The organism is Nonomuraea sp. NPDC050733 (genome assembly GCF_040654215.1).
Taxonomy (GTDB): Bacteria; Actinomycetota; Actinomycetes; order Streptosporangiales; family Streptosporangiaceae; genus Nonomuraea.
The window spans coordinates 78065-90003 of record NZ_JBFAHO010000028.1; the positions used below are offsets into that span (position 1 = coordinate 78065).

Genomic DNA, 11939 nt, shown 5'->3' on the forward strand with positions numbered 1-11939 from the left:
CACGACCGCCCGGCGTTCACCACCGCCGGCTCAAGGACGGCACCACCGATCTCCGGGCCGGAGCGGCCGTGGGACCGAACTTACGCCGCATCCCACCCGTACCGCCCGAGGCGCGCCCGGAGCGTCCCTTCGCCCCACGCGCGAGGGGCGGGTCAGCGGCCGGACAGCTCCGCGAGGATCTGCGGGCCCAGCTCGGTCACGTCGCCGGCGCCCATCGTCAGCACGATGTCGCCCGGCCGGGCGCGGGAGGCCGCCAGCGACGGCACCGCGGACCGGTCCGGCGCGTACGCGACCCGCTCGGCGGGCAGGGGCACGCGGCCCGCGACCATCGCCCCCGACACCCCGGGCTCCGGGTCCTCGCGGGCGCCGTACACGTCGAGCACGATCACCTCGTCGGCCAGCGCGAGCGCCGTGCCGAAGTCGTCGGCGAAGAACCGGGTGCGCGAGTACAGGTGCGGCTGGAAGATCGCGACGACCCGTCCGTCGCCGGAGTAGGACGCCACGACGTCGCGCGCGGCCCGCAGGTCGGCGGCCAGCTCGGTCGGGTGGTGGGCGTAGCTGTCGAACACGGCGACGCCGCCCGCCTCCCCCTTGGACTCGAAGCGCCGCTTGGCCCCGCCGAAGGCGGCGAGCCCGTCCCTGATCTCCTCGAACGGCAGGCCCAGCTCGTCGGCCACGGCGATCACCGCGGTGGCGTTGAGCGCGTTGTGGGCGCCGGGGACGGCCAGCCGGACGTCGCCGCGCCCCTCGATGGTGAACCTCGTGCCGAACCCGTCGGGCCGCACGTCCGTCACGCGCAGGTCGCCGGCCGCTCCGTACGTGCGCACGCGCAGGCCGCGCGCCCGCGCCGTCTCGGCCAGCTCCGCCGCGCCGGGGTCGTCGGCGCAGGCGATGAGCAGCGAGCCGATCCGCTCGGCGAAGCGGGCGAAGCTGTCGTGGACGGCGCGCGGGTCGCCGTAGTTGTCGAGGTGGTCGGCCTCGACGTTGGTGACCACGGCGATGTCGGGGGCCAGCATGAGGAACGACCCGTCGCTCTCGTCGGCCTCGGCGACGAACACCTCTCCGGAGCCCTCGTCCGCGCCGAGCCCGGTGGTGACGAGCTGGCCGCCGACGCAGTAGGACGGGTCGGCGCCGCACTTCTGCAGCGCCACGGTGAGCATCGAGGAGGTGGTGGTCTTGCCGTGGGTGCCGGCGACGGCGACGGCGGTGCGCCCGGCCATCACGGAGGCGAGCGCGGCGGCCCGCGGGATGATGCGCAGCCCCTGCTTGAGCGCCTCGCCGAGCTCCGGGTTGGAGTCGCGGATCGCGGTGGAGACCACGACCGTGTCGACGTCCTTGATGTGGGAGGCGGCGTGCCCGATGTGGACGGTGGCGCCCAGCCGGCGCAGCTCGCCCACGAGGTCGCTGCTGCGCGCGTCGCTCCCGGACACGCGCACGCCGCGCTTGATCAGGATGCGGGCGATGCCCGACATGCCGGCACCGCCGATGCCGATGAAGTGCACCCGGCCCAGGTCCTCGGCGGCGATGGGATCGACCAGCTTGACCAGACTCATCCGGCTATCTCCAAGACTTTCCTTGCGAGCATGATATCGGCGTCCTTGCGCCCCAGTCGGGAGGCCGCCTCGGACATGACCGCGACCCGCTCGGGGTCGCGCAGGATCGGCAGCACGTGGTGGACGATCCACTGGGGGGACAGGTCCGCGTCGTCGACCACGAACCCGCCGCCGCCCGCCACGATGCGCTCGGCGTTGAGCCGCTGCTCGCCGTTGCCGTGGGGCAGCGGCACGTACGCGGCGGGCAGCCCTACCGCGGTCAGCTCGGCACAGGTCAGCGCACCGCCCCGGCACAGGGCGAGGTCGGCCGCCGCGTAGGCCAGGTCCATGCGGTCGACGTACGGCAGCAGGACGTACTGGGGGTCGCCGGGCGGCGGCTCGTGGTCGGGGACGTTGTCCGGGCCGAGCACGTGCAGCACCTGGATGCCGGCCGCGCGCAGGGCGGGGGCCGCGGCCAGCGCCGCCTGGTTGATCGACCGCGCGCCCCGCGAGCCGCCGAAGACGAGCAACGTGGGCCGGTCGTTCTCCAGGCCGAACCAGGAGCGGGCCTTGTCGCCCGTGGACAGCCGGTCCAGGGTGGCGATCTCGCGGCGCAGCGGGGTGCCGATGTAGGCGGCTCCGGCCAGGGCCGGCTCGGGGAAGCCGCTGAAGACGTGGTCGGCGAGCCGCGCGCCGAGCCGGTTGGCCAGGCCCGGACGCGGGTTGGCCTCGTGGACGACGATCGGCAGGCCGCGCCGCTTGGCGGCCAGGTAGGCGGGCGTGGCGACGTACCCGCCGAATCCGACGAGGATGTCGGCCGAGACGCGGTCGAGGACCGCGGCGACGGCGTTGACGGCGCCCGCCAGCCGGCCGGGCACCGTGAGCAGGCGCGGGGTGAGCGCCCTGGGCAGCGGGACGGCCGGCACGAGATCCAGGTCGTAGCCGCGGGCCGGGACGAGCTGTGTCTCCAGGCCCCGCTCGGTGCCCACGCACGTGATGCCGACAGCCGGGTCCAGACGGCGCAGCGCGTCGGCAAGGGCGAGCGCCGGCTCGATGTGGCCGGCCGTCCCGCCCCCGGCGAGGACCACCCTCATGTCCACTCCCTACCGTCGTGCCCCGACCGTCGTGCCCTGGCGCCGTGCCCTGCCTCTGGCGATGCCGCCCAGGCCCAGCCAGCTTAGGGCCCGCAGGACCGGTCCGGGGCCACGGGCCGCGAGGGCCTCGCGGGCGCCCGGCTCGCGTTTGGCGAACGACAGCAGCATGCCGAGCGCGGCGAGCGTGGGCAGCAGGGCCGACCCGCCGTACGAGACGAGGGGCAGCGGGATGCCGGTGATGGGCAGCACGCCGAGGACGGCGCCCATGTTGACGATGGCCTGACCGGCGATCCAGGCCACGATCGCGGCGGCGGCCAGCCTGACGAACGGGTCGTTGACCCGGGTGGCCACGCGCAGCCCCGCGTAGCCGAGCAGGCCGAACAGCGCCACGACCACCAGGGTCCCCATGAGGCCGAGCTCCTCGCCGAGGATGGCGAAGATGAAGTCGCTCTCGCCGTGGGGCAGCCAGCTCCACTTGGCCCGGCTGCTGCCCAGGCCGAGCCCGAACCAGCCGCCGGAGCCCATCGCGATCTGCCCCTGCACCGCCTGGTAGCCGTAGCCCTGCGCGTCCGCCCACGGGTCGAGGAACGAGCTGATGCGGGCCATCCGGTACGGCTCGACCCTGATCATGATCATGGCGGCCAGCACGGCGAGGGCCAGGATGCCGGCGAACAGCTTGATCGGAGCCCCCACCACCCACAGCAGCGCCAGGAAGATCATGAACAGCACGAGGGTCGTGCCGAGGTCGCGGCCGAGCATGACCATGACGGCCAGGATCACCGTGCCGGGCATGAGCGGGATCAGCATGTGCCGCCACTCGATGCGGCCGTGCCGGGCCCGCCGGGCCAGCAGGTCGGCTCCCCACAGCGCGAGCCCCAGCTTGGCCGGCTCGGACGGCTGGAGGGTGAGCGGGCCGACGTAGATCCAGCGCTGCGCGCCCAGCTCGGACGAGCCGATGAACAGCACCATGACCAGCGCGATGATCGACAACGCCATCAGGGGATAGCCGGCCCACCGGAAGAACCGGTGCGGCAGCCGCGAGCAGGCCCACATGACGGGCACGCCCAGCGCCGCCGAGAACGACTGCTTGATGAACCAGGAGAACGGGTTGCCGGTCTTCTGCATCGCCTCGATGCTGGAGGCCGACAGCACCATCATCAGCCCGAGCGCGAGCAGTAGGGCGCTGCACCCGATGATGAGGTAGTACGTGGTCAGCGGCTTGCCCAGCAGCTCCCGCAGCGACGCGAGGTGCTCGCGCGCCCAGCCGGACGGTCCCTCGACGGCGCTCTGGCGCGGCCGGTCCTCGGTGGTGGCGCTCACGTGGCGGCCTTCAGCTCGCGTACGGCACGCGCGAAGGCCTCCCCCCGGGCCGGGTACCCGGCGAACATGTCGAGCGACGCGCCGGCCGGGGAGAGCAGCACGGTGTCGCCCGGACGGGCCAGGCGGGCGGCTTCGGTGACGACTCTGTCCATCGCACCAGTGTCTTGGGCGGGGATGTCCACCACGGGGACATTCGGGGCGTGTCGCGCGAGTGCTTCGGCGATGACGCCCCGGTCGGCGCCCAGCAGCACGGCCCCGCGCAGCCTCGGGGCGGCCCGGCGCACCAGGTCGTCCACGTCGGCGCCCTTGAGCTGGCCGCCCGCGATCCACACGATCGACGGGTAGGCCGACAGGGCCGCCGCCGCGGCGTGCGGGTTGGTGGCCTTGGAGTCGTCCACGTAGTCCACCTCGCCGATGCGGGCGACGTGGGCGATGCGGTGCGGGTCGGGCACGAAGTCGCGCAGGCCCTGCCGTACGGCGGAGGCCGGCACGCCGGCGGCGCGGGCGAGCGCGGCGGCGGCCAGGGCGTTGGCCACGTTGTGGGGGGCCAGCGGGCGCACGTCGGCCAGCGTGGCCAGCTCCTCGGCGGCCTCCATCGGGTCGGCGACGAACGCCCGGTCCACCAGGAGGTCCTCGACCACGCCCACCTGGCCGGGCCTCGGCACGCGCAGCGTGAAGCCGACGGCTCCCGGGTACGGCTCGGCCAGCCGGGCGGCCTCGGGGTCGTCGGCGTTGTAGACGACGGTGCCGGCCCGCTCGAAGATGCGGCCCTTGGCGGCGGCGTACGCCTCCATCGAGCCGTGCCAGTCGAGGTGGTCGGGCGCGACGTTGAGGACCGCGGCCGCCAGCGGGGCCAGCGAGCCCGACCAGTGGAGCTGGAAGCTGGACAGCTCGACCGCCAGCGCGTCGTACGGCTCCCCGGAGGTACGGGTGACGGCCCGGATGGCGGGCTCGCCGACGTTGCCCACGGCGAGCGCCCGGCGTCCGGAGGCGAGCAGGATGGACGTCAGCATGCGCACGGCGGTGGTCTTGCCGTTGGTGCCGGTGAGGGCGAGCCAGGGGGCCGCGCCGGCGGGGCGCAGCCGCCAGGCCAGCTCGACCTCCCCGACCACCTCGATGCCCGCGCGGAGGGCGGCGGCGATCAGCGGGTGGTGGGGCGCCCAGCCGGTGGTGACGAGCCGGGTGACGCCCTCGGGGAGCTCCGCGGCGCCGAAGCGCACCTCGACGCCCAGCGGGGCCAGCTCGGCGGCGGCCCGGAGCTGGCGCTCCCCCTCGGCGGCCTCCACGACCACGACCCGCTCCCCGCGCCTGGCCAGCACCTCGGCCACGGCGACGCCGGACACCCCGAGCCCGGCGACGCAGGTAAGGCCGGCGCCGGGGCCGCTCGGCGACGGGGACGGGCTCACCGCGGCATCCACTCGACGTAGAACAGGCCGAGGCCGAGGGCCGCGCACAGCATGGCGATCAGCCAGAACCGGACCACGATGGTGGTCTCCGCCCAGCCCTTCAGCTCGAAGTGGTGCTGGAGCGGCGCCATCCTGAACACGCGTTTCCCGGTCATCTTGAAGAAGCCCACCTGGATGATGACCGACATCGTGATGATCACGCACAGCCCGGCGAGGATGATGAGCAGGAGCTGCGTGCGGGTGGCGATGGCCAGGCCGGCGAGCACGCCGCCCAGCGCCAGGGAGCCGGTGTCGCCCATGAAGATCTTGGCCGGGGGCGCGTTCCACCACAGGAACCCGATCAGCGCACCGAGCACGGCGGCGGCCACCACGGCCAGGTCGAGCGGGTCGCGCACCCAGTAGCAGTTGGGGCCGAGCTGGTCGATGCAGTTGTTGCGCAGCTGCCAGTTGCCGATCAGCACGTACGCGGCCAGGACCACGCCGGTCGCGCCGCTGGCCAGGCCGTCGAGGCCGTCGGTGAGGTTCACCGCGTTGGAGAAGCCGACGATCATGATCAGCACCCAGACGGTGAACCCTATGAGGCCGATCGACGGCGGCCCGAAGTCACGCAGGAAGGACAGCCTGGGCTCGGCGGGCGTGATGCCGTAGACGTTGGCGTTCTGGGTGACCATCACGGCGAAGATCGCGCCGACCACGAGCTGGCCGAGCGCCTTGGCGCCGCTGCGCAGGCCCAGGCTGCGCTGCTTGTAGATCTTGATGAAGTCGTCGAGGAAGCCGACCGCGCCGAGGCCGGTCATCAGGAACAGCACGAGCAGGCCCGAGACGGTCGGCGGCGCCAGCGTGGCGAGGTGGGAGCCGCCGTAGGCCAGCAGCGAGGCCAGCACGATGACGATGCCGCCCATGGTGGGGGTGCCGCGCTTGTCGTAGTGGCCGGACGGGCCCTCCTCGCGGATCTCCTGGCCGTAGCCACGACGGGAGAGCAGCCGGATGGCCAGGGGGGTGCCGAGCATCGACAGGATGAGTCCCACCGCGCCGGCGATGATGATGTTGGTCACTGGGTGGCACCCCCGAGCAGCAGCTCGGCCGTCCTCTCGAGGCTCATCGCGCGGGGCCCCTTGACGAGCACGACGTCGCCGGGCCGCAGCCACTGCGACACCTGCGCCGCGGCGGCCTCCGCGTCGGGAACGTGCACGATCGGCATGTCGGTCGTTCCGGACATGTCGGTTACTTGGGTGTGGGTCTCCCGCGGGTCCGGGGACGCCCCGTGGCCGCCGGCCGCCGCGAACGCGCCCTCCAGCACCGGGCCGGCGTCCGGGCCGGCGACGACCAGCCCCGCCAGGCCCGCGCCGCCCGCCAGGCGGCCCAGGTCCGTGTTGAGCGCCCTGCTGTCCTCGCCCAGCTCCCGCAGGGCGGCGATGACGGCGAAGCGACGCCTGCCACCGCCCAGCGTGCCGAGCGCCGCGAAGGCGGCCCGCATGGAGTCGGGGTTGGCGTTGTACGCGTCGTTGATCACGGTCACGCCGTCGGGCCGGTCGGTGACCTCCATCCGCCACCGGCTGCGCGGGGTCGCCTCGCTCAGCTCCGCGGCGATGGTGGCGACCGGCAGGCCCAGCTCGTAGGCCGCCGCGGCGGCGGCCAGGGAGTTCTCGACCGCCGGCTCGCCGTACAGCTGGAGGGTGATGCGCGCCGAGCCGGAAGGGGTGGTCAGCGTGTACGAGGCGCGGCCGCGCTCGTCCATCGTGACGTCCTCGGCGCGGATGGCGGCCTCCGGCGAGCGCCCGAACAGGGTGACCCGCGCCTCGGTGCGCGAGGCCATCGCGCGCACCAGCGGGTCGTCGGCGTTGAGCACGGCGACGCCGGTGCCCGGCAGGGCCTCGACCAGCTCGCCCTTCGCCTTGGCGATGGCCTCCTTGCCGCCGAACACGCCGAGGTGGGCGGTGCCGACGTTGAGGACCACGCCGATGCGGGGCGGCGCGATGCGGGTCAGCGCGCGGATGTGGCCGATGTTGCGGGCGCTCAGCTCCAGCACCATGAACCGGGTCTCGTGGTCGGCCTTGAGCACGGTCAGCGGGTGGCCGATCTCGTTGTTGAACGAGCCGACCGGCGCGATCGTGGCCCCCATGCGGGCCGTCAGCCGGGCCAGCAGGTCCTTGGTGGTGGTCTTGCCGGCCGAGCCGGTCACGCCGACCACGGTGGCGTCGGGCAGCGCAGCGGCGTGCGCGGTGGCCAGGGCGGCCAGCGCGGCGGCGGTGTCGGGCACCACGACCGCGGGCGCGTCGACCGGCCGGCTCGCGAGCACCGCGACGGCTCCGGCCCGGACCGCCTGGGCGGCGTAGTCGTGACCGTCGACGCGCGCGCCCTTGAAGGCGACGAACAGCGATCCCGGTCCGACGTCCCGCGAGTCGATCACCACCGGGCCGCGGACCACCGCGCGGGGGTCGGCCATGCCCGACAGGGCCCCCGAGGTGATCTCGGCGATCCTGGCCAGAGGCAACGGGATCATGCGTGCTTCCTGCTTTCCTTGCGTGCGTCGATCGCCCGGGCGACGACCTCCCGGTCGTCGAAGGGGATCACCTCGCCTGAAATGTACTGACCCTGCTCGTGGCCCTTGCCCGCCACCACGATCACGTCGCCGCGGCCGGCCCGGCCGACCGCCAGCTCGATCGCGGCCGCGCGGTCAGGCTCAATGATCACATGAGCACGGTCCTGCTGCGGAACGCGGAGCGCTCCGTCCATCATCGCGGCCAGGATGGCCAGCGGATCCTCGGAACGGGGATTGTCACTGGTGAAAATCGCCACATCGGCCAGCCGGGCCGCGGCCTCGCCCATGAGCGGCCGCTTGCCCGTGTCGCGGTCGCCGCCGCAGCCGATCACCACCGTGAGCCGGCTCGCGGTGACCTCCCGCAGCGAGAGCAGCACCGACTCGACCGCGCCCGGCTTGTGCGAGTAGTCGACGACGGCCTGGAACTCGTCGCCCGCGTCGGTGACCCGCTCCATCCGGCCGGGCACCCCGGTGAGCGTGCCGACACCGTGGACGGCCGTCTGGAGCGGCACGCCGGACTCGACGAGGGTGACGACGGCGCCGAGCGCGTTGGCCACGTTGAACGGGCCGGGCAGCGAGATCTGCGCGTCGGCCTCGACCCCGCCGGGGCCCACCACGCGGAACGAGCTGCCGTCGGCGCCGAGCCGCGTGTCGAGCGCCCGCCAGGACGCCTCCGGGTCGCCGAGCGCCGAGAACGTGGTCATCGGCACCTTGGCCCGCGACAGCAGCTCCCGGCCGTGCGGGTCGTCGAGGTTGGTGACGCCCACGCGGCACATCTCGGGCTGGAAGAGCCGCACCTTGGCGGAGAAGTAGTCGTCGAGGTCCTTGTGGAAGTCGAGGTGGTCCTGCGACAGGTTGGTGAACAGCGCCACGTCGTAGAAGACGCCGTCGACCCGGCCGAGCGCCAGCGCATGGCTGGAGACCTCCATGGCCGCCGCCGTCACACCCCGCTCCCGCATGAGGGCGAACAGGCCGTGCAGGTCCGACGCCTCCGGCGTGGTCAGCCGCGGCTGGAACGCCAGGCCGCCCGCGTGGATCTCGACGCCGCCGACCAGGCCCGTGGTGTGGCCGGCCGCCCGCAGCCCGGCCTCCAGCAGGAACGTGGTGGTGGACTTGCCGCTGGTGCCGGTGACGCCGAGCACCTGGATGTCGTGGGCCGGCTGGCCGTACACCCAGGAGGCGATCTGCCCGAGCAGGGCGCGCGGATCGGGCACGACCAGCACCGGCAGCCCGGTGGCGACGGCCCGCTCGCGGCCCGCCTCGTCGGTGAGGACGGCCGCGGCGCCGCTCGCCATGGCCTGCGCCGCGAAGGCCGCGCCGTGCGCCTGCCGGCCGGGCAGGGCCACGTAGAGATCGCCGCGCCGCACCTCGCGCGAGTCGATGGTGACGCCGGTCAGCGCGGCGTGGGGCGACCTCGCCGAGCCGGGCTCGGCGTCGAGCATGGTCGCCAGCCCGGTCAGCGGACGGGGCGGACTGGTCGTTGGACGCATAGACGACGGGGGACGCACGGCGGCAGCGTACCTTTCCCGGTCACTGTCCCGCGCGGGTCCGCACCGCGGGCGCGGTGGAACCCGTGGGCGGGATCTTCCTGCTCTTGATGGCGAACGTCATCACATCCTTGAACACGGGCGCGGCGATCTGCCCGCCGAAGTGACCGTTCTTCGGGTTCTGCAACACCGACAGCACCACGAGCCGGGGCGCGTCGGCGGGGCTGAACCCCGCGAATGAGGCAGTATAGCCGTCGTAACGGCCCAACTGCTGATCGTAGCGGTCCGCGGTGCCCGTCTTGCCCGCCACCCGGTATCCGGGGATGGCGGCCAGCTCGCCGGTGCCCTGGGCGCTCACCGCGGCCTCGAGCATGGTGCCGATCTCCTTGGCGGTCCTCTCGCTGACCACCCGGGTCTTCCTGCCCGGAGCCGACGGGACGAACCTCCCGGACGCGTCGGTCGTGCCCGCGACGATCTGCGGGTCGATCTTCACGCCGCCGTTGGCGATCGTCTGGTACACGCTGGCCATCTGCAGCGCGGTCACCGACACGCCCTGCCCGTAGGCGACCGTGCAGCTCTGGCTGCCGGACCAGGTCTTGTAGTCGGGCAGCAGCCCGGCCCCGGCGCCGGGCACGCCGCCGCCGGGCGCCGCGCCGAAGCCGAACGCCCTGAGCATCCGGTACAGCCGCTCGCTGCCGATCTTGCGGGCGGCCATGATGGTCGCGACGTTGCTGGACTGGGCCATGGCCTCGCGGAACGTCATCGCCTCGGCCGGATGCGGGTGGGCGTCGCGCAGCACCCGGTCGGCACACTTGATGTTGTCCTTGACCTGGAAGACCGTGTCGGGGCTCACCACGCCGGCCTCCAGGGTCGCCGCCGCGGTGATGACCTTGTTGGTGCTGCCCGGCTCGAACACGTCGGCGGCGGCCCGGTTGACGTACAGGCTGGCCGGGGACTTGCTCCAGTTGTTCAGGTCGAGCTCCGGGGTGTTGGCCATGGCGATGATCTGCGCCGTCCGCACGTCCATGACGATGACGGTGCCGCTGCTCGCGCCGGCCTCCTTCACCTGCTCGGTGAGGGCCCGCTGGGCGGCCCACTGGATGTCGCGGTCGATGGTCAGCCGCACGTCGCGGCCGTCCACCGGGGCGGTGCGCTGGGTGCTGGTCATGGGGATGGGCTGGCCGTCACGGCCCGTCTCGGCCCGCTGCTCGCCGTCGCGGCCGGCCAGCAGGGAGTTCTTGGTCGCCTCGATGCCGCCGAGGCCCTTGCCCTCGTCGCCGACGAACCCGATCAGACTGCCCGCCAGGTCGCCCGCCGGGTAGAGCCGCCGGTAGGTCTTCTTCGCGGTCAGCCCCGGGACGCCGGCCTTCAGCAGGCGGCTCGCGACGACCGGGTCGACGTCCCGGGCCAGCAACTGGTAGCGGGTGCTGGCCTGGGCCAGCTTGGCGGCCATCTCCTGCTCGGTCCTGCCCAGGTGCGCGGCGAGGGCCTGGGCGACCACGGGCCGCGCGGGGACGGGCACCACGGTGGGGTCGATGGCGATCTCGCGCGCCTCGGCGGTGACGGCCAGCGGGTGGCCGTTGACATCGGTGATCGTGCCGCGCTTGGCGGGGATCTGCTGGGTCTGCAGGCGCTGGTCGGCGGCCCGCGCCTCGTACACCTTGGAGTCGAGGCCCTGCATCTGGATCAGCCGGCCGGCGAAGATCGACAGGATGAAGGTCATGCCGATGAGCCCCACGTTGATGCGCCGGCGCGGGCTGCCGAGACGCAGCACGAGGGGCGGCTTGGCGGGCCGGGACGACGGCGGCCTGCGCCCGCCGCCGCGGCCGCCACCATCACGGCCGCCACCGTCGCGGCCTGCGGCGGCGCGTTCGAGCAGTGCGCCGAGGCCGCGCCCGAAGGGGCTGGAAGGGCCGCCGCGGCGGGGAGCGCCTCCCCGCGGCCCGCCGGGGCCGTCCTTGGGCGCGCGTCCCCTGAGCCGCTCCTGGCCGTCCTGGGGCATCCTGCCCTGAGCGGCTCTGCCCTGGGGTGACCTGCCGTGGGCGGCCCGGTCCTGGGAGCCACGGTCGTGCGGGTCGCGGTCGTGCACGCCTCGGTCTTGAGGATCTCGGCCCTGGGGCACGCGGCCACGCGGGTCGCGGTCCCGTTCCCGCTCTCTGTCCCTGGAGCGGTCCTGGGCGGTGGCGCGGTCGCGGGGGTCGCGGTCCTGGGAGGGGGCCCTGCGTGTGCCCTGCGGCCCGTCCTGGCGGGCACGGCCGTGAACACCCGGCTCCCCGGCGTCGGCGCGGTCGCGTCCGGCCGGCCCCTCGGCCTCCGCGCGCGTACGGCCCCGTCCGGCCGGGGTGTCGTCGTCCTGCCGGGCGCGGGCCGCCCGCCCCGAGGCCTCCTGGCGTGAGCGGGCGCGCGGGCCGTCACCGTCGTCCTGGCGTCGGGCGCGGGCCTGCGGGGCGTCGTCGCGCGCTCCCCGGACGGGCGGGAGGTCGCCCGCGCCCTGCGCCGCTGGCCGCGCTGTTGCAAGCAACGGTCACCGCGCTAGGCCTCGTCGATGGCAAGTCCCT

Annotated in this window: 8 protein-coding genes; all 8 read right to left on the bottom strand. The window is 74.1% G+C overall.

Going from position 1 to position 11939, the window contains the following annotated elements:
* Positions 1 to 152 precede the first annotated feature (152 nt).
* A complete protein-coding gene (gene murC, locus AB0H64_RS32290) occupies positions 153 to 1553 on the bottom strand; it encodes a UDP-N-acetylmuramate--L-alanine ligase (protein WP_357632195.1) in 1401 nt (466 codons plus the stop codon).
* Entirely contained in the window at positions 1550 to 2626 is a 1077-nt protein-coding gene (gene murG / locus AB0H64_RS32295; protein WP_310709322.1) for an undecaprenyldiphospho-muramoylpentapeptide beta-N-acetylglucosaminyltransferase, read from the bottom strand. The genes murC and murG overlap by 4 nt, the downstream gene beginning before the upstream one ends.
* Positions 2627 to 2635: 9 nt before the next feature.
* Positions 2636 to 3865, bottom strand: coding sequence for a putative lipid II flippase FtsW (ftsW, locus tag AB0H64_RS32300; protein ID WP_357632220.1), 1230 nt, complete (start codon positions 3863 to 3865; stop codon positions 2636 to 2638).
* Between the two features lie 77 nt (positions 3866 to 3942).
* Positions 3943 to 5352, bottom strand: coding sequence for a UDP-N-acetylmuramoyl-L-alanine--D-glutamate ligase (gene murD / locus AB0H64_RS32305; RefSeq protein ID WP_357632197.1), 1410 nt, complete (start codon positions 5350 to 5352; stop codon positions 3943 to 3945).
* On the bottom strand, positions 5349 to 6407 hold the full coding sequence (gene mraY, locus AB0H64_RS32310; RefSeq protein WP_357632199.1) for a phospho-N-acetylmuramoyl-pentapeptide-transferase: 1059 nt from the start codon (positions 6405 to 6407) through the stop codon (positions 5349 to 5351). Before mraY ends, murD begins: the two co-directional genes overlap by 4 nt.
* Positions 6404 to 7855 carry a UDP-N-acetylmuramoyl-tripeptide--D-alanyl-D-alanine ligase gene (murF, locus tag AB0H64_RS32315; RefSeq protein ID WP_357632201.1) on the bottom strand — a complete coding sequence of 484 codons (1452 nt, stop codon included), beginning with the start codon at positions 7853 to 7855 and terminating at the stop codon, positions 6404 to 6406. Before murF ends, mraY begins: the two co-directional genes overlap by 4 nt.
* Positions 7852 to 9384 (bottom strand): UDP-N-acetylmuramoyl-L-alanyl-D-glutamate--2,6-diaminopimelate ligase, encoded by a 1533-nt coding sequence (locus tag AB0H64_RS32320; protein ID WP_357632203.1) that lies wholly within the window; start codon positions 9382 to 9384, stop codon positions 7852 to 7854. Before AB0H64_RS32320 ends, murF begins: the two co-directional genes overlap by 4 nt.
* A 40-nt stretch (positions 9385 to 9424) precedes the next feature.
* Positions 9425 to 11902 (bottom strand): penicillin-binding transpeptidase domain-containing protein, encoded by a 2478-nt coding sequence (locus AB0H64_RS32325; protein ID WP_357632205.1) that lies wholly within the window; start codon positions 11900 to 11902, stop codon positions 9425 to 9427.
* Positions 11903 to 11939 lie beyond the last annotated feature (37 nt).